A 17,650-nucleotide genomic window follows, 5' to 3' on the forward strand; every position below is an offset into this window, starting at 1 on the left:
GAAATGGCAGGGGGTGGCGGTGTGCGGCTGACGCGTTACACGGACTATGCGGTTCGGGTTCTGATGCATCTCGCGGTGCATCCGGACCGGTTGTGCTCGATCGGCGAGATCGCTGAGGCCTACGCCATTTCGCGCAACCACCTGATGAAGATTGTCAACGACCTTGCAAACGCCGGCTACATTGCGAGCGAGCGCGGGCGCGGGGGCGGGATACGGCTGGCGCGGCCCGCGGCGGAGATCGGCATAGGCGCGCTCGTGCGTCATACCGAAGGCGAGGACGAACTTGCCGACTGCGGGCGCTGCGTGGTCGCGCCCGCGTGCGGCCTTTCGGGTGCGCTTGGCGCGGCGCTCGGCGCGTTCATGGCGGTGCTGGACGGCTATTCGCTTGCGGACATCACGCGCAGGCGCGCCGCGCTGGAGGCGCTTCTTGACGTGGCGGGGTGATCGCTACTCCGCCGCTTCGCCCTCCAGCGCCAGTTCCGCCGCTTTCGATTTTCGCTTCGCCTTTGGCTTCGGCATCTTCATCGGCGCGGCTGCGGACTTCTTTTCGAGCAGAGGCTTCAGGTAGCGGGCGGTGTAGCTGGTGGCGACCTTCGACACGGTTTCGGGTGAGCCTTCGGCGACCACATTGCCGCCCGCGTTACCGCCTTCAGGGCCGAGATCGATGATCCAATCTGCGGTCTTGATGACCTCCAGATTGTGCTCGATGACAACGATGCTGTTGCCCTGCTCGACGAGTGCGTGAAGCACTTCGAGGAGCTTGCGCACGTCTTCGAAATGGAGGCCGGTCGTGGGCTCGTCGAGAATGTAGAGCGTCTTGCCCGTGGAGCGGCGCGAAAGTTCCTTCGCGAGCTTCACGCGCTGCGCTTCGCCGCCCGAAAGCGTCGTCGCCTGCTGGCCGACGTGGATATAGCCAAGGCCGACCTCCACGAGCATGCTCATCTTGTCGCGGATCGCGGGGACAGCCTTGAAGAACTCGGCGGCATCCTCGACCGTCATGTCGAGCACGTCGGCGATCGACTTGCCCTTGAACTTCACCTCCAGCGTTTCGCGGTTATAGCGCTTGCCCTTGCAGACATCGCACGTGACGTAGACGTCGGGCAGGAAGTGCATCTCGATCTTGAGCATGCCGTCGCCCTTGCACGCCTCGCAGCGGCCGCCCTTCACGTTGAAGCTGAAGCGGCCGGGCTTGTAGCCGCGTGCCTTCGATTCCGGCAGTTCGGCGAACCAGTCCCGGATGTTGGTGAAGGCGCCGGTGTATGTCGCGGGGTTGGAGCGGGGTGTACGGCCGATCGGCGACTGGTCGATATCGATGACCTTGTCGAGATGTTCGAGCCCCTTGATGTCGTCCACCTGCGCCGAGACGAGACGTGCGCCGTTGAGCGCGCGCGCGGCGGCGGCATAGAGTGTGTCGATCGTGAACGTGGATTTGCCCGAACCCGAAACGCCGGTGATGCAGGTGAAGGTGCCGAGCGGGATCGAGACGCTGATGTCCTTGAGGTTGTTCGCGCGCGCGCCCTTCACGGTAAGCTTCTTGCCGTTGCCCTTGCGGCGGACATCCGGCACCGGAACGGCGCGGCGGCCGGAGAGATAGTCGCCGGTGAGGCTGTTAGGGTTGGCGAGAATGTCGGCGAGCGTGCCTTCGGCGACGACCTGGCCGCCGTGCGCACCTGCGCCGGGGCCCATGTCGATAACGTGGTCCGCGGTGCGGATCGCGTCTTCATCATGCTCGACGACGAGCACGGTGTTGCCGAGATCGCGCAGGCGCTTCAGTGTTTCAAGCAGGCGGTCGTTGTCGCGCTGGTGGAGGCCGATCGAGGGTTCGTCGAGGACGTAGAGCACGCCGGAAAGGCCGCTGCCGATCTGGCTGGCGAGGCGGATGCGCTGAGACTCGCCGCCCGAAAGCGTGCCCGATTTGCGATCGAGGTTCAGATATTCGAGGCCGACATTGTCGAGGAAGCCGAGGCGCTCGACGATTTCCTTCAGGATGCGTTCGGCGATCTGCTTCTGCTGATTGTTGAGGTGCTCGGGCAGGCCCTTTGCCCAGCGGAACGCGTCGCCGACCGGGCGGCGGACGGCGTCGGCGATCGTCTCGCCGGCGATCTTCACTGCGAGCGCTTCGGGCTTCAGGCGGGCGCCGTTGCAGGTTTCGCAGGGGGCGGCGGACTGGAAGCGCGAAAGCTCGTCGCGCATCCACTGGCTATCGGTTTCGCGCCAGCGGCGATCGAGATTGTTGACGACGCCTTCGAAGGGTTTCTTGACCTCGTAGGTCTTGCGGCCGTCCTCGAAACGCAGCGTGATCGGAACGCCCCCGGTGCCGTTCAGAACGACATCCTGGATTTCTTCCGGAAGTTCGTTCCACGGGGTGCGCAGCGAGAAATCGTAGGCGCGCGCGACCGAACGCAGCACCTGCATGTAATAAGGTGAGGGCGGATTGGACTTCGCCCACGGCACCACGGCGCCCTTTTCGATGCTGAGATTCTGGTTCGGCACGACGAGTTCGGGATCGAAATACAGCCGCTCGCCAAGGCCGTCGCAGGCCGGGCAGGCGCCGTGCGGCGAGTTGAACGAAAACAGGCGCGGCTCGATCTCGGGGATCGTGAAGCCGGAAACGGGGCAGGCGAACTTCTGCGAGAACAGGATGCGCTCGCCTTCGCCCTTCTTCCCGTCGACGAGTTCGACCACGGCCAGACCTTCGGCGAGGCCGAGCGCGGTTTCGAAGCTGTCGGCGAGGCGTGTTTCAAGGCCGGCCTTCACGACGAGCCGGTCAACGACCACGTCGATGTCGTGCTTGTATTTCTTGTCGAGCGCGGGGGCTTCCTCGATCGGGTAGACGGTGCCGTCGATCTTCACGCGCTGGAAGCCGGTGCGCTGCCACTCCGCGATCTCCTTGCGGTACTCGCCCTTGCGGCCGCGCACGACGGGTGCGAGCAGCATGAGGCGCGTGCCTTCCGGCATCGTCATCACGCGGTCCACCATCTGGCTGACCTGCTGCGCGGCGATCGGCTCGCCCGTGGCGGGCGAGTAGGGGACGCCGACGCGCGCCCAGAGAAGGCGCATGTAATCGTAGATCTCGGTGACCGTCGCGACGGTGGAGCGGGGGTTCTTGGAAGTGGTCTTCTGCTCGATCGAAATGGCGGGGGAGAGACCCTCGATATGATCGATATCGGGCTTCTGCATCAGTTCGAGGAACTGCCGCGCGTAGGCGGAGAGCGACTCGACGTAGCGGCGCTGGCCTTCCGCGTAGATCGTGTCGAAGGCGAGGGACGACTTGCCGGAGCCGGACAGGCCCGTGACCACCGTCAGCGTTTCGCGCGGAATCTCGAGGCTTATGTTCTTGAGGTTATGCTCGCGCGCGCCGCGGATCGAAATGTGGGTCAGCATAAGGAGGGCTGTCGTTTCCTGTTTGTTCCGGTCGGACACTAGCCGCAAAACGGCGCCGGGGGAAGACAGGAGATGGGGACAGCAGGTGCGCTTGGCAAGGACGGGAAACGGCGGACCGGCCTTACCCGCCGATCCGCCGTTTCGAGTAACGGTTCAGGCGCTCTTGCGGCGGCGGAGGCCGATGGCGGCCGCGCCGAGGCCGAACAGTGCCAGCGTGGCGGGCTCGGGAACGTCGGTGCCGAAGGGTTCCACAGTCACGCTGTCGAAGTTGAAGTTGAAGCTGACGGCGCCCGCGGGCGGCGCGCCGGTGCCGCGGTTCACGAACAGCGAGAAATTCTTCTGGCCGGTGAAGATCGCCGGATCGAACACGCCGGGGAGGTCCGAAGTCGAGAGCGCGGAGAAGGGGCCGGACATGCCGATCGTGACCTGGAACCGGACGGTGCCGGCAGGCTCGCCCGTCGTCTGCGACGGTGTGAGGAAGATATTGTTGAACGACAGCCGGTCCTGCCCGACCGTGAACTGGTCGGAGACCTGCATCGAGCCGAGATCGCCGCTCGCGGTGCCGCCGATGCCGCTGCCGAGATCGAAGCCGATTTCCTTGATGGCGCCCCCGTAGTTGTAGGCAGAGCGGGTGGCGTTGACGACGAAGGGCGTGCCGGCGGTCTCGTCGTCGTAGATCACATAGCCGGTGATCGTGGGCACAGCGGTGCCGAAGACGTTGGGCGCGGCGGGGCTGGAATTGATGCCCGTGAAGCTGACCTTGACGAGACCGGCCTGCGCGCCGGTGGATACGAGCATCGCCAGCGCGGCGACGGAAAGGAAGTGACGCATCGCAAATGTCCCTGTTGCGACCGACGCGCGGGATTGCGGTCGGTGATTGCAGATAGGACTTCGTTAACCATTGGGTGCGTCGGGGCGATGACGAGGCGGTAACGATTGGGTGACGGCGGGGTGCAGGGGCGCCTCCCGTGTCTTCGGACTTTAACGGAAGACGCGGAGCGCCATTTCGAGGCCAAGCAGAAACAGACCCGCAAGAAACACGCGGCGAAAAATTAGCGGGCTGATGCGTGCGCGGATGGCCTGCCCCGCCGCCATGCCGAGCAGTGCCGGAATGACGGCCAGAGTGGACATCAGCAGGTCGCCCTTCGGCACCGCGCCATGCCAGAACAATCCCGTGGCAAGTGCGATCGTCGAGACGGTGAACGACAAGCCAAGGGCTTGCACGAGGTCATCCTTCTCGAAACCCAGAGCCTGAAGATAGGGAACCGCCGGAATGACGAAGACGCCGGTTCCGCCAGTGAGGAGGCCGGTAACGAGACCGACCAGCGGCGAAGCCCATCGCTCCCGGGCGGGCGAAATCCGGAACGGATGCGCGAGCAACGAATAGGACGCGTAGACAACGAGCACGCCGCCGAGGAGCGATGTCGTCAGCCGCGTATCGCCTCCGGCGAGCAATGCGGAACTTGCCAGCGTGCCGATCACAATTGTCGCCATCATCGGCCACAGTCTTTGCAGCAGGGCCATGACGTGCGGACCGGATACGAGCTGCCAGACATTGGTGATGAAGGATGGCAGCAACAGAAGCGCGGCGGCGGTCAGCGGCGACAGGAGCGCGCCGAGAACGCCCATCGCCACAGTCGGCAGACCCATGCCGGTGACACCCTTGACGATACCCGCGAGGAAGAACGTGGTCGCGACGGCCGCAACAAGGAAAGCGGTTTGCTCCATGCGAAATCTATAGGCGCTGTTTCTTGAGAGGCCAGCTGGAATGGCAGCCTACACCGCCCCATAGCTCGCATAGTGCGACCAGAAATCGTTATCGCGCGCGAAGTTCGTGAAGCTCATGCCGATCGTGACGTCGAGCCCCTCGACATGGTGCCACCAGCCGACGGGGAGGAAGAGCGCTTCGCCGGGGGCGAGGTCGGCGATCATGACGGGCGGCCGGGTGCCGTCGCCGGGGCCGGGTTCCAGCGGCTCGCCTGCCCAGTCGCTGAAGCAGTGGCGGCTGTTGCGCATCAGCGCGCTGTGATGGCTGGAGACGAGACGGACGCGTTTGCGGCCCGCGATCTGGAGCAGCAGGTTGTTGGTGAGATCGTGGTGCCACGGGGTGATCGTGCCCTTGGGGCCGATCCAGAGGAAGCCGCCGGGGCCGCCCGGTTCGGCGAGATAGCCGGGCATGGGTCCGGTGTCGCCGTAGAGCGGGGCGAGGGCTTCGCGGTTGTGGGTATGGTTGTTGGCGGTGATGTAGAAATCGTTCGTCGGGGCGGTCTCGCTCGCGCGCAGGCGGGCGATGATTTCGCGGAAGGGCTGCACCGCGCCGTGCGCATCCGAATTGCGTTCGTAGTCCTTGTCGGCTTCGCGGCCCCATTGCACACGGACTTCGGCATTGCCGAGCCGGGCTTCGAAATCATCGAGCGACCAGCGCTTCATCGCGGGCCAGTGATCGACGAGACCGGTGAGGACAACGGGACGATGCGCGGCATAATAATCGGCGAAGAACGTTTCGGCTGAGGGGGCGTGGACGCGCGGCACGGGGCCTGATGCCTGTGCGGCGAGCTTCGCATAGTTGGCGAGGAACCAGTCGCGCTTCGCGATCCGGGCGCGCAGCCGTTCTCCCGCTGCAAGATATGGGCTCTTCCGGGCGCGCTCGATTTCCGAAACGGCGAGGGCGTGACCGATGCCGCGGCTCGCGATCCGCTGCGCGAGCCGCGCGGGGTCTTCATCGCCGAGCAGCGCCTCGGCGATCTCGCGGCGGAGATCATCGTTCACTGCGGATACCGCACCGCCGCCTTTCTTCGCCTTGCTCATACCCGCCTGATCTCCACGTTCGCTGTCCGTCTATGGGCAGCCGATGTTTCACCGATTTGACACATAGCGACTTTCGTCCACGTCCGTCAGCCGTTCGTCGGCGGCAATGATCGTTCGTCGAGCAGGCATCGTCGGAAATCGAAGCGGTGCGGCGGAGACGAGCGAAGCGGGATACTTACAGGATGCGGATCGGGAGCGACGGGCCCCACAGTCCCAGAAAGCCCGGACGTTCCCGGTTCGCAGCCAGAATTTCTCCGCCTCCCACAGGCGAAACAGGAAGGACCGTTGAGATGAGCCTCGTGAAGATCAGCGCTGTCGCGTTCGCCGCCGCAATGACGACCGCAGCTTTCATTCCCGCCGCGCACGCGATGGATGAAACCATCGTTGAAGCCAACATGGTGCGCCCGGTCGCACACGTGCAGTACGGCGATCTGAACCTTGCCACCGATGCTGGCGTGAAGACACTGCACGGCCGCGTGCGCCGCGCTGCCCACGCGATGTGTTTCGAAGGCGGGCGCCAGGATCTGCGTCGCGATCTGCTGTCGATGGAATGCCGCAACGACGCGATCGCGAGCGCTGCGCCGCAGATCACCGCCGCGATCAACAATGCCGGTACACAGGTTGCCGAGAATGCCGGTGCGGCGATCACGATCGCCATGCCGTAATACGCGGTAGATTGCATATGCCGCCATTGGGGCGGGCACCGTGTCCCAGGGTGCCCGCCCTTTTCTTTTAAAGTGGTGAACCCGGCGGCTATTTGCCGGTGATGCGCTTCACATCGGAGAGATAGGTGCGGCCGATACGGTGATCGCCGCCGTCGCCCAGATCGACCGACCACACGCCGTAGCCGAGATGGACGAGACCCTTGATGCGGTCGCGCCGGATGATCTTCGATCGGTGGATGCGGATGAAGAGATCGGGATCCAGCCTTCGCTCCAGTTCCTTGATGGTCTGGTGGAGCAGGAACGAGCGGTCGGCGGTGTGGAGCCGCATATAGTCCCGCTCGGCTTCGACCATATCGATCGCATCGACATCGACGCGGATGATTTCCGAGCGATGCGGAACCCAGAATTCCTTGACGTAGCCGTCATCATCTCCAGGCGCTGCGGGCGCGTTCGTGCGCAGCTCGCGGACACGCGCAAGCGCTTTGCCGAGGCGCGCCGGATCGACCGGCTTCAACAGATAATCGGCAGCCGCGACATCGAACGCGGTGACGGCATATTGATCGAATGCGGTGACGAACACCACCGTGGGGCGCTGCGGCATACGCTGGACCGCCTGCGCGACGCCAATGCCATCGAGGCCGGGCATCGAGATATCGAGCAGCACGAGTTCGGGGGCGAGCGCTTCAATGAGGCGCAGCGCCTGACCGCCGGTGCTGGCAGTTCCCACGAGATTGACGTCATCGAAACGCGACAGCAGAACCTGCATACGCTCGATCGCCATGGCTTCGTCGTCGACGACCAGCGTGCGGAGAGGACTATCGGACATCGGATACCGGTCGCTTCACGGGGATGGCAATATCTACGCGGAAGCCGCCGCCAGGCCAAGGACCAGCTTTGAACGCCGCCGCATCGCCAAAGCGCGCGCGCAGGCGATCGCGGACATTGTTGAGGCCGGTGCCGGTGCCATCCACCTGCGCCTGCGGCGCAGCGAACGCGCCGTCATCTTCCACCACGATGTGGAGCATCGCATCGTGGAGGCTCGCCTTCACGCGAATGCACACCGGCGCATTTGAAGGCGATACCGCATATTTCACGGCATTCTCGATGAGCGGCTGAAGAATGAGGCTGGGCACGCGCTGGCGTTCGGCTTCGGGGTCGATGTCGAAATCGAATTCGAGGCGGTCACCGAAGCGGGCGCGCTCGACCTCCAGATAGAGACGCTGCTGATCGAGCTCGTCGGCGAGCGGAATGTCCTCGGTCGGGTCGCTGGTGAGGCTCGCGCGGAAGAAGGTGGAGAGGTTCAGGATCATCCGCTCCGCCTCGTCGTTGCGATTGGTGAGGACCAGCGAGGAGAGTGAGTTCAGCGTGTTGAAGAGGAAATGCGGATTGATCTGATAGCGCAGCGCGCGGAGCTGCGCGGCCTGCGCTTCCTCGCGGAAGGCGGCGGCGCGGCGTTCGGCTTTCGCGGCATCGGCGGCATAGCCGAGTGCGAGATGGAAGGCTGCCCACGCGGCGAAGAAGAAGAACCATGTGACCGTGCCTTCGAAGATGATCGCAAGCAGCATGGCGAGCGAGCGATCCTTGTGCGCGAGATCCTCGGCAACGGACGGCAGCGGCTCGTAGACGTAGAAGGTGTAGAAGTTGAAGGTGGTAAACAGCGCCGCGGCGGGCACGCAGAGCAGGAACATCATCAGCGCGCGCTTGCGCAAGGGCGCTTTGGCGAGCGGGGCGAGTGCAAGATAGAGCGCCCAGCTGATCGTCATCCCGATAATCGTGACGACAGAGCGGCGCCCGGCCATCGCGATGAGATCTTCGAAACCGAGCGCGAAGGCGCGCAGCGTGACGATGAGGAAATAGAAAAGCCAGAAGCCGAAAATCGACTGGATGGCTGTGCGTGCCGAATCGTTGTCGAGCACGCCTTTTAGCAACGACCTGTTCATTGGACCCCACGATAGCGCATTCTCGCGGCGATTGCGCGGGGGCTGGTACGTCCTTCGTCGAAGCGCGTGGCCGCTTCGCAGGAAATTCGAGAGCAAAAGAAAAGCCCGGCGCGTCGTGGATACGAAACGCGCCGGGCCATTCTTTCTTTAACGCTTACTTCTTGGGCGCAGGCCGCGACGACGGACGCGGTCCGCGACGGCGCGGCGTGAGGCCGGCAGGCGCGGCCGGCTTCGCGGGCGCAGCCGCAGCAGGCTTCGCAGCCGCCGCCTTCGGCTTCGGACCGGGCTTCGCCTTCGGCGCTGCCGGAGCAGCCGTCACTGCCGGCTTGGCCGCAGCGGCCTTCGGCTTCGGACCGGGCTTACCCTTGGGCTTCGCAGGCGCAGCGGCGGCAGGCTTTGCAGCAGCAGCCTTCGGCTTCGGACCCGGCTTGCCCTTCGGCGCGGCCGGAGCCTTCACAGCCGGCTTTGCGGCGGCAGCTTTCGGCTTCGGACCGGGCTTACCCTTCGGCTTTGCCGGAGCCTTCACGGCCGGCTTTGCAGCGGCGGCTTTCGGCTTCGGACCGGGTTTACCCTTCGGCTTCGCCGGAGCCTTCACGGCCGGCTTTGCAGCGGCGGCTTTCGGCTTGGGACCGGGTTTACCCTTCGGCTTCGCCGGAGCCTTCACGGCCGGCTTTGCAACAGCGGCCTTCGGCTTCGGACCCGGCTTGCCCTTGGGCTTCGCGGGCGCAGCGGCAGCAGGCTTTGCAGCAGCAGCTTTCGGCTTCGGACCGGGCTTGCCCTTCGGCTTCGGACCAGGCTTCGCTTTCGGTGCAGCCTTGGCGCCGATATTTGTCGACGCCGCGAATTTCGTGATCTCGTTCGCGACGTTGCTGGCGAGTTCCTTGGCAATCTTTTCAAAGCCAGCGCGCGACTTGATGTCGTCGACAATGGTCTGCACGCCGCTCTTGCGCAGCGTCGCCGATGCCTGATCGAGCCACTGACCGAACATCGCTTCCGCACGCGCCTGCAACTGTGCACCGGCGGCTGCGAGATGCTCACCGAAATCCTGACCGGTCGACGTCTTCTTCGCGGCCGGCTTGGCAGCGCTAACCTTCTTAGGCTTCTTCGCCTTCGCTACCGTTTCTTTCTTCTTCGCCATCATGATCTCCCATTGACGGATGGAGGACGCTAACATGTCCACAAAATTTGAAAAACTACCAACGCGCAGATAGTTCGTAATAATTGCCATATTCTTGATGGAATTAGTCATGGCAAAACGCAAGACACGATTTCTGAAGACGCATTCGCTGCTGAGGGCCGGTGATGTATAACAACTGAAACGCGGTCCCGAAGATCAGGTTGCAAAGCACGACATCGAACGCGGTAAAAGTTTCCCGGCAGGCGGACCCGCTCTCGCAGTCGCAGCCGGAACATGACGAGGGGGAGGCAGGAAATACGATGACGGTTACCAAGCTGATAACACGCCGCATCGAGAAGCCGTGGGGCCGGCGGCATCTCTCACCTTTCTTTGAAGATGTCCCGGAGGATGATGAAAAGATTGGAGAGATCTGGTTCGAGACTCCAGACGGACGCGACCCCGATCTCCTTATAAAGTACCTTTTCACGAGCGAGCGATTGTCCGTTCAGGTGCACCCGGACGACGACGCTGCACGTGCTGCCGGCTATGCGCGCGGGAAGGATGAAGCCTGGCTCGTGCTTGCCGCCGAACCCCACGGCACGGTTGGTCTCGGCACGGTGCGTCCGCTGTCCGCAGACGAATTGCGCGACGCTGCAATCGACGGTTCGATCGAACAATTGATCGACTGGAAGCCGGTTAAGGCGGGTGATTTTATTTATTCACCGGCCGGGACGGTCCATGCGATCGGCGCCGGAGTCACCATTGTGGAGATCCAGCAGAACGTCGATCTCACCTATCGACTCTATGATTATGGACGTCCGCGCGAGCTCCATCTGGAAGAGGGAGTCGCGGTTTCGAACGCGCACCCCTTCTTCGTTTCGGACGAACGCCACGACCTTTCCCGCGGGCGTACGCTGCTGTCTGCGGGTGGGAAATTCGTCGTGGAACGCTGGCGCACCGGCGCGCGCCTGCACCTGCGTCCGCCGCGCGACCGGCCCGTCTGGATCACGGTGATCGATGGCCGCGCGGGCGACGCACGATCCGGCGAGACGTTGCTTGTGGAAGGCGATGCCGATCTCGAAGCCGTTCCGGGCAGCGATCTCCTGGTCGCCTATCCCGGCGGCGAGGTCGCGACGATCCTGGAATTCTGAAAATGCCTCAGGCGCGGCGTGCGGTTTCCAGCGGCTCGCGCGTTACCGGATAGCCGATGCCTTCCGGGATGCAGAGATGCGGTCCATCTTCGCACATGCGGACTTCGGGCTGCACGACGACGATCGGCGTTTCCATCGCATGCGCGATGAGCGCTTCGATGCTCCCGTGCTGCGCGAGGCGTTCAAGATTGCGGCGGGTAGGGAACATCACTGCGGCTTCCTGACGATCTGCACGCGCGATCGCTTCGGAGGGCGTGATCCACCCCGATGTCGTCGCCTCGTTGCCGTCGTGGCCCGCACTCGCACCCTCGGGCAGCCGCGCGAGATAGAAGCGCGTATCGTAACGTTTGCCATGAAGGCCGGGTGGCGGCACCCAGCGCGCGAAGGGAAAAAGCACGTCGAGATCGATCTGCTGATCGTGACGCGCGAGAAAATCGGAGAACGACAGTGCGCGCGAGGCGATCGCCGGCTGCGCTTCGATGAAGTCGCGCGGCGCGATCTTCCGCCCCTGCGTCAGCAGCACGCCGGCCTCCTCGAAGCTTTCGCGAACCGCGGCGACGCGCGCCGCGATTTCCTCCAGATCGAGATCGTGGCGGCTCGCAACGAGCCGCGACGTCGCGAGGCTCAAATCATGCGCGTCCACCTTGCCGCCCGGAAAAGCGATCATGCCTGCGGCAAAGCCCATCGTCTGCGCGCGTGTCTGCATGAAGATCTCGGGCGTCCCCGATCCTTCGCGCAGAAGGATCAGCGTGGCGGCGGGCTTGGCGTCGTCGTTCGTAGACATGCGGCGTATGTGGACCCGCAATGCCTGCTTGCCAAGCGGGGCAATGCCTATCATTTTCTCATCCATGGGCCCGATCGAACTGCTCGGTGTCGCCGCCAGCCTTAGCCTGCTCGCGGGATGGCGGCTCTATGCGACGGTATTCGCCGCAGGCCTCGCGATGCGTTTCGGCCTTCTCGACCTGCCGCAGCATCTTCAAAGCCTCGATGTTTTCGCCAGCCCCTGGGTGATCGGCGTTGCCGCAATCGGTCTCGTCGTGGAGTTTTTCGCGGACAAGATCGCGTGGCTCGACAGCATCTGGGATGCGATCCACACCGCGATCCGACCGCTCGGTGGTGCGCTGATCGCACTTGCCGTTGTCGATGCGGGAGACCCTGCGTGGCAGGTGGCTGCATTCCTCCTTGGCGGCGGCGCCGCATTCGTCAGTCACAGCGCGAAGGCGAGCGGCCGCGCGGTCGTGAACGCAAGCCCCGAACCGTTTTCGAACGTGATCGTTTCGGGTGTGGAGGACGTGCTCACCATCGGGGGGCTCACGCTCACACTTGTTGATCCGGTGCTCGCGGGGATCGTCGCGGTGTCGCTTCTCGCGGTAACCTTACTTCTTCTTTACGCAAGCTGGCGCATCCTGAAGCGCATCGACGTGGTGCTGCGGAAACTCTGAAATGACCGTCATGGAAGATTACGCCCGGGATGGTTACGCCATCATCCGGCAGTTCTTTTCGCTCTCCGACATCGCGCGGGTGGGCGCGGCGATCGACGACATACACGCGGAAGCCTCGGCGCACGGGCGCAGCTTTCGTCACGGCAACCTCTTCTACAAGATCGCGGACGGCGACGTGCGCATGGCGCAGTGGCCATCGTGGCGCAGCGACGTGCTGGACGATGCGCGCACCGACGCGCGCTTCGCAGCGCTGCTCGGCCCTGTGATCGGCGGCGACATAAAACAGATCATTAACCAGATTCACTGGAAGCGGCCGGGCGGGAAGGGCGATTTCGCCTTCCATCAGGACTCGCGCTTCCGGCGCCCGCCGGATGCTTACCGCAATCTCGGCGCGAGCTACGTGCAGACCGGCCTTGCGATCGACCCGCACAATGCACGCTCGGGCGGAATGCGTATCCTGCCCGGCAGCCACCGGCTGGGTGCACTCGACATGGAAATCGCAGGCGCGGTGATGGACAATAGCGCCGCCGAAGACGCGCTCGTCGCGCTAGGCCTCGACCCTTCCGGGCTCATCGACCTCGATCTCGAACCCGGCGACCTTGCGCTGTGGAGCCCTTATCTCGTGCACGGATCGGGCACGAACCATGCCGATCATCTCCGGCGCTTCTACATCAACGGCTATGTCCGCGCCGCCGATTGCGACCGGGGCGAGTGGGCGTTCCGGGACGGCGCACCCGTGCGGCTCGGCGCCGAACCGGCGCTCGTTCACTATGAACAATTGCACGAACGGCCGGAGCCGCACTACGTCGATTGATCGAAAAAACGGGAAATCCGGGTGGTGGAGCTGAGGGGAATCGAACCCCTGACCTCTGCAGTGCGATTGCAGCGCTCTCCCATCTGAGCTACAGCCCCGCTCCGGACGGCGCTCTATACCGATGCCTTCCCGCCGATGCAACGGGGTTTGCACGGCCCCCAGAAATGGCGTTCAGGCCTGCGCTTTCTTGATGCGCTCGTGGTGACGGATCACCTCTTCGATGATGAAGCGAAGGAACTTTTCGGCCAGTTCCTCGTCCAGCCTGGCATCGGCGGCGAGCTTCCGCAGCCGTGCGATCTGGCGGGCTTCCCGGTCCGGATCGGCGGGCGGCAGGCCGGCGACGGCCTTGTATTCGCCCACGGCCTGCGTGATCTTGAAGCGCTCGGCGAGCATATGGATGAGCGCTGCATCGATGTTGTCGATACTGCTGCGGTAAGCGGCGAGGCGGTCATCTTTCCGGTCGTCGGTCATCAGGCTCCCCAAAACGTCGGCGCGTCGATGTGGCGCGGTGACAAAGCGCCGTGGATGTAGCATGGACGCATGACAGCGGAAACGTCGTGGGACAAGTCAGAGTCGTGAGCGCCACCATACACAGGTTGAATCGGGCAGAGCCGGCACCGTCCATCGACGGGCTGATGCAGCTCGTGGCGCCCGAAATGAACTCCGTGAACCAGATCATCCTCGACCGGATGCAGAGCCCCGTGGCGGTGATCCCGGCGCTCGCAGGACACCTGATTTCCGGCGGCGGCAAGCGACTGCGGCCGATGCTGACGCTCGCGAGCGCCCGCCTGCTGGGCTATTCGGGCGAGCGGCACCACAAGCTCGCGGCGAGCGTGGAGTTCATCCACACCGCGACGCTGCTCCACGATGACGTGGTGGACGGATCGGACCTCCGGCGCGGCAAGAAGGCGGCGAATCTCATCTGGGGCAACCAGGCCACGGTGCTCGTCGGCGACTTCCTGTTCAGCCGCGCGTTCGAGCTGATGGTGGAAGACGGCTCGCTGCGCGTCCTCAAGATCCTTTCGAACGCCTCCGCCGTGATCGCGCAGGGTGAGGTCGACCAGTTGATGGTCGCGCGCCAGATCGAGACAAGCGAGGAAAAGTACCTGCAGGTGATCACGGCGAAGACGGCGGTGCTGTTTGCCGCCGCCTGCCAGATTGCCGCCGTGGTCGCGGAGCGCGACGAGGCGTGCGAGGGTGCGCTCGAAAGCTATGGCCGCAACCTCGGTATCGCCTTCCAGCTCGTGGACGACGCGATCGATTACATGTCCGACGCCGAAACCATGGGCAAGGGGCAAGGCGACGACTTCCGCGAAGGCAAGCTGACGCTGCCGGTGATTCTCGCCTACCGGCGCGGCGACGACGAAGCACGGCGCTTCTGGCGCGACGCGATGGAAGGCCGTCGCAAGTCCGACGAAGACCTCGCCGAGGCGATCGAACGGCTGAAAACCTCTGGTTCGATCGCCGATACGCTGGCGCGCGCGCGGCACTACGGCGAACTGGCCATCGATGCGATCGCGGATATGCCGGCGAGCAGCGCCAAGGCCGCGCTTACCGAAACCGTGCGTTTCGCGATCGCACGCGCATTCTGAACGCTTGACGCGCGGCCCGCGGCTGCGCCATTGGCGTTCCCACGAGCTTTCAAGGACGAGGTCAGATGGCTGCCCGGATTTACCAGCGCCCCAAAAACGCGATGCAGAGCGGCAAGGCGCGCACGCAGGAATGGGTGCTGGAGTTCGAGCGGGCAGACCCGCAGCGCCCCGATCCGCTCACCGGCTGGGCAGGCTCCGCCGACACGCGCCGCCAACTGACGCTGCGCTTCGACAGCGCAGAAGCCGCCAAGGCTTATGCCGAGCGCGAGGGTTTCGCCTACACGGTGCTGCCCCCGCGTACGCACCGCCTGAAAATCCAGACGTACGCCGACAATTTCAAATAGCGCGCATTTGCGCTAAGGCCCCTCGCGGGCGCCCGTAGCTCAGTTGGATAGAGCACGAGCCTTCTAAGCTTGGGGTCGCAGGTTCGAATCCTGCCGGGCGCGCCATGATTTCGGAAGGTATTCCGCATGAATCACAAGCGCGGCAGGCCCAGAAACCGTCGTGCGGGCTGCAAGATGTGCAAGCCCTGGAAGGTCAACGGCTATCGCACCGAGTGCCGTGACGGGGAAAAATTCAGCGACCACAGGCGTCGCACGCGTGCGGGCGACGCAACGCGCGGCGAATAGCGTCTCCCAGCGGCTAGTTTGACCTCTCGCGCGAATTGTCGCGACGGTCCCGTCGATCACCCCAATCACCGCGATCACGGTTGGGCCGGGTCATACGCGGGCTTTCGCGATCCCGATCGGCGTGTACGCGTCGATCCCGATCCCGATCCCGATCCCGATCACGCCATTTCTGACGATCGGATCGATCCCACTTTCCATCATGGCGATCGCGATGACCCGCGTAACGGTCGCGCTGGCGCTCTATCCAGTAATCGCGTTGCCGCGTGTTCCAGCGATGGCGTTTTCCGGCGCGGTCGAACACGTAGTAGCCGTTGCCGGGGTAGTAATAGCCATCGTACCAGCCATACCCGTAGCGGGGATAATCATAGCCGTAGCGGTCGTAGTAGCCGCCGTGACCCACCGAAACACCCGCGCTGCCGTAACCATCGTACATGCAGCCGCCGAGGGCGACTGCCGATAGCAGCACAAGTGCGCTCGTTACGCCTCTTCGAATAGTATTCATGGCCTTCTCCTGCAGTACAGTGGGCCATGAAGCGCCTGAACCCTAGGTGAAGCCGCGCGCCAAAAAAGACGCCGGCTCCATTCAGGAGGCCGGCGTTCAGGTGTTGCATTGGGGTCAATGCACTGAGCCTGAACGCCTATTGGAGGAAATGTTTCCGCCGCCTCAGATGGTGAGGCAGAGGTACTTCATCTCGATATATTCATCGATGCCGTAGCGCGAGCCTTCGCGGCCTAGGCCGGACTGCTTGACGCCGCCGAAGGGTGCGACCTCCGTGGAGAGGATGCCCGAGTTGACGCAGACCATGCCCGACTCGATCGCCTCCGCCACGCGCCAGACGCGCGAGAGGTTGTTCGAGAAGAAATAAGCGGCGAGGCCGAACTCGCTGTCGTTCGCCATCGCGATGGCGTCCTCTTCGGTTTCGAAGCGGATGACAGGGGCGAGCGGCCCGAAGGTCTCTTCGTGTGCGACAAGCATGTCCTGCGTGACGTTCGCGAGCACGGTCGGCTCGAAGAAGGAGCCCCCGAGCGCGTGGCGCTTGCCGCCGGCGAGAATCTTCGCGCCCTTGCCGGTGGCGTCGGCGATGTGCTCCTCGACCTTCTCGACAGCGGCTTCGTTGATGAGCGGTCCCTGTTCGGTGCCGTCTTCAAGCCCGCTACCGACCTTGAGCTTCGCAGCGGCGGCGGCGAGCTTCTGTACGAATTCATCGTAAACGCCCGCCTGCACGTAGAGACGGTTTGTGCAGACGCAGGTCTGGCCCGAGTTGCGGTATTTAGAGGCGATGGCGCCGACAACGGCCGCGTCCACGTCCGCATCATCAAACACGATGAAGGGCGCATTGCCGCCAAGTTCAAGGCTGAGCTTCTTGATGGTCTCCGCCGACTGTTTCATCAGCAGGCGGCCGATCTCCGTTGACCCCGTGAACGACAGCTTGCGGACGATGGGGTTGGAGGTGAGTTCGCCGCCGATCGCGGATGCCTTGCCGGTCAGCACGTTGAAGACGCCCTTTGGAAGTCCCGCCTCCTCAGCCAGTACGGCGAGCGCGAAGGCGGAGTAAGGGGTTTCGGTGGCGGGCTTCAGCACGATCGGGCAGCCGGCGGCGAGCGCCGGGCCGGCCTTGCGCGTGATCATCGCGTTCGGGAAGTTCCAAGGCGTGATCGCGGCGGCCACACCGATCGGCTGTTTCAGCACCACGATGCGCTTGTCCGCCATATGGCCGGGGATGACGTCGCCGTAGAGGCGCTTTCCTTCCTCGGCGAACCATTCAATGAACGCGGCGCCGTAGGCGATCTCGCCGCGTGATTCGGCAAGGCTTTTGCCCTGCTCAAGCGTGAGGAGGCGGGCGAGTTCCTCCTGATTGGCCATGATGAGCTCGTACCAGCGGCGAAGGATGCTCGCGCGCTCCTTCGCCGTCTTGGCGCGCCATGCAGGCCATGCCCGGTTTGCGGCCTCGACGGCGCGCTTCGCTTCGGCGGCGCCACAGTTCGGAACGGTGCCGAGAACCTCGCCGGTGGCCGGATTCGTGACCTCTATCGTTTCCCCGCTGTCTGCCTTCACCCATTCCCCGTCGATGTAACAGGCTTCGCGAAGCAGCGGCGAACGGGTCATG

General features: G+C 64.1%; 18 protein-coding genes and 2 tRNA genes. 8 read left to right on the plus strand and 12 right to left on the minus strand.

From position 1 onward, the window contains the following. Positions 1-3 precede the first annotated feature (3 nt). Positions 4-444, plus strand: a complete 441-nt coding sequence (locus tag DFR51_RS15910) for an RrF2 family transcriptional regulator (protein ID WP_338068334.1) — start codon at positions 4-6, stop codon at positions 442-444. A 3-nt stretch (positions 445-447) separates the two neighbouring features. Here DFR51_RS15910 and uvrA read toward each other — a convergent pair whose 3' ends face one another. The 4 genes from uvrA to DFR51_RS15930 form a co-directional block, all read right to left on the minus strand. Then, the gene (gene uvrA / locus DFR51_RS15915) at positions 448-3,384 is read right to left on the minus strand and encodes an excinuclease ABC subunit UvrA (RefSeq protein ID WP_121053178.1); all 2,937 of its coding nucleotides are present in this window, start codon (positions 3,382-3,384) and stop codon (positions 448-450) included. 153 nt (positions 3,385-3,537) lie between these two features. Beyond that, the gene (locus tag DFR51_RS15920; protein WP_121053007.1) at positions 3,538-4,215 is read right to left on the minus strand and encodes a PEP-CTERM sorting domain-containing protein; all 678 of its coding nucleotides are present in this window, start codon (positions 4,213-4,215) and stop codon (positions 3,538-3,540) included. Between the two features lie 150 nt (positions 4,216-4,365). Further along, positions 4,366-5,112 carry a sulfite exporter TauE/SafE family protein gene (locus DFR51_RS15925; protein WP_121053009.1) on the minus strand — a complete coding sequence of 249 codons (747 nt, stop codon included), beginning with the start codon at positions 5,110-5,112 and terminating at the stop codon, positions 4,366-4,368. Positions 5,113-5,160: 48 nt separating this feature from the next. After that, positions 5,161-6,192: a cupin-like domain-containing protein gene (locus DFR51_RS15930; RefSeq protein ID WP_121053011.1), complete on the minus strand. Its 1,032-nt coding sequence runs from the start codon at positions 6,190-6,192 to the stop codon at positions 5,161-5,163. 290 nt (positions 6,193-6,482) lie between these two features. Between DFR51_RS15930 and DFR51_RS15935 the strand changes: the two genes are divergently transcribed. Continuing rightward, on the plus strand, positions 6,483-6,857 hold the full coding sequence (locus DFR51_RS15935) for a UrcA family protein (protein WP_160119241.1): 375 nt from the start codon (positions 6,483-6,485) through the stop codon (positions 6,855-6,857). Between the two features lie 88 nt (positions 6,858-6,945). Here the strand turns inward: DFR51_RS15935 and DFR51_RS15940 are convergent, their stop codons facing one another. The 3 genes from DFR51_RS15940 to DFR51_RS19080 all read right to left on the minus strand — a co-directional run bounded on the left by DFR51_RS15940 (position 6,946) and on the right by DFR51_RS19080 (position 9,935). After that, the gene (locus tag DFR51_RS15940; RefSeq protein WP_121053016.1) at positions 6,946-7,683 is read right to left on the minus strand and encodes a LytR/AlgR family response regulator transcription factor; all 738 of its coding nucleotides are present in this window, start codon (positions 7,681-7,683) and stop codon (positions 6,946-6,948) included. Then, the gene (locus tag DFR51_RS15945; protein ID WP_121053018.1) at positions 7,673-8,797 is read right to left on the minus strand and encodes a sensor histidine kinase; all 1,125 of its coding nucleotides are present in this window, start codon (positions 8,795-8,797) and stop codon (positions 7,673-7,675) included. The genes DFR51_RS15940 and DFR51_RS15945 overlap by 11 nt, the downstream gene beginning before the upstream one ends. Before the next feature lie 154 nt (positions 8,798-8,951). Next, complete coding sequence (locus tag DFR51_RS19080; RefSeq protein WP_160119240.1) at positions 8,952-9,935, minus strand: transcriptional regulator; 984 nt, start codon at positions 9,933-9,935, stop codon at positions 8,952-8,954. A gap of 299 nt (positions 9,936-10,234) precedes the next feature. On the opposite strand from DFR51_RS19080, the gene DFR51_RS15955 reads away from it, so the two are divergent. Further along, positions 10,235-11,065 carry a class I mannose-6-phosphate isomerase gene (locus DFR51_RS15955; RefSeq protein WP_121053020.1) on the plus strand — a complete coding sequence of 277 codons (831 nt, stop codon included), beginning with the start codon at positions 10,235-10,237 and terminating at the stop codon, positions 11,063-11,065. A 7-nt stretch (positions 11,066-11,072) separates the two neighbouring features. Here the strand turns inward: DFR51_RS15955 and DFR51_RS15960 are convergent, their stop codons facing one another. After that, positions 11,073-11,849, minus strand: a complete 777-nt coding sequence (locus DFR51_RS15960) for an NUDIX hydrolase (RefSeq protein WP_160119239.1) — start codon at positions 11,847-11,849, stop codon at positions 11,073-11,075. A gap of 64 nt (positions 11,850-11,913) precedes the next feature. Between DFR51_RS15960 and DFR51_RS15965 the strand changes: the two genes are divergently transcribed. Both DFR51_RS15965 and DFR51_RS15970 read left to right on the plus strand, forming a co-directional pair. After that, entirely contained in the window at positions 11,914-12,507 is a 594-nt protein-coding gene (locus tag DFR51_RS15965; protein WP_121053024.1) for a DUF4126 domain-containing protein, read from the plus strand. Positions 12,508-12,517: 10 nt separating this feature from the next. Beyond that, complete coding sequence (locus DFR51_RS15970) at positions 12,518-13,321, plus strand: phytanoyl-CoA dioxygenase family protein (protein ID WP_207790688.1); 804 nt, start codon at positions 12,518-12,520, stop codon at positions 13,319-13,321. 22 nt (positions 13,322-13,343) lie between these two features. Here DFR51_RS15970 and DFR51_RS15975 read toward each other — a convergent pair. Together DFR51_RS15975 and DFR51_RS15980 are read right to left on the minus strand one after the other, a co-directional pair. Continuing rightward, a tRNA-Ala gene (locus DFR51_RS15975) sits at positions 13,344-13,419 on the minus strand. Positions 13,420-13,492: 73 nt separating this feature from the next. Next, positions 13,493-13,792 carry a chorismate mutase gene (locus DFR51_RS15980; protein ID WP_121053028.1) on the minus strand — a complete coding sequence of 100 codons (300 nt, stop codon included), beginning with the start codon at positions 13,790-13,792 and terminating at the stop codon, positions 13,493-13,495. A 104-nt stretch (positions 13,793-13,896) separates the two neighbouring features. On the opposite strand from DFR51_RS15980, the gene DFR51_RS15985 reads away from it, so the two are divergent. The 3 genes from DFR51_RS15985 to DFR51_RS15995 all read left to right on the plus strand — a co-directional run bounded on the left by DFR51_RS15985 (position 13,897) and on the right by DFR51_RS15995 (position 15,362). After that, entirely contained in the window at positions 13,897-14,913 is a 1,017-nt protein-coding gene (locus DFR51_RS15985) for a polyprenyl synthetase family protein (protein WP_121053030.1), read from the plus strand. Between the two features lie 65 nt (positions 14,914-14,978). Then, entirely contained in the window at positions 14,979-15,257 is a 279-nt protein-coding gene (locus DFR51_RS15990; protein ID WP_121053032.1) for an ETC complex I subunit, read from the plus strand. Positions 15,258-15,285: 28 nt separating this feature from the next. Beyond that, positions 15,286-15,362, plus strand: a tRNA-Arg gene (locus tag DFR51_RS15995). 193 nt (positions 15,363-15,555) lie between these two features. Here the strand turns inward: DFR51_RS15995 and DFR51_RS16000 are convergent. Both DFR51_RS16000 and gabD read right to left on the minus strand, forming a co-directional pair. Continuing rightward, entirely contained in the window at positions 15,556-16,044 is a 489-nt protein-coding gene (locus tag DFR51_RS16000; protein ID WP_121053033.1) for a hypothetical protein, read from the minus strand. 162 nt (positions 16,045-16,206) lie between these two features. Next, positions 16,207-17,649: an NADP-dependent succinate-semialdehyde dehydrogenase gene (gene gabD, locus DFR51_RS16005; protein ID WP_121053035.1), complete on the minus strand. Its 1,443-nt coding sequence runs from the start codon at positions 17,647-17,649 to the stop codon at positions 16,207-16,209. Position 17,650 lies beyond the last annotated feature (1 nt).

It is taken from the genome of Sphingosinicella microcystinivorans (assembly GCF_003634215.1).
Classification (GTDB): Bacteria; Pseudomonadota; Alphaproteobacteria; order Sphingomonadales; family Sphingomonadaceae; genus Sphingosinicella; species Sphingosinicella microcystinivorans.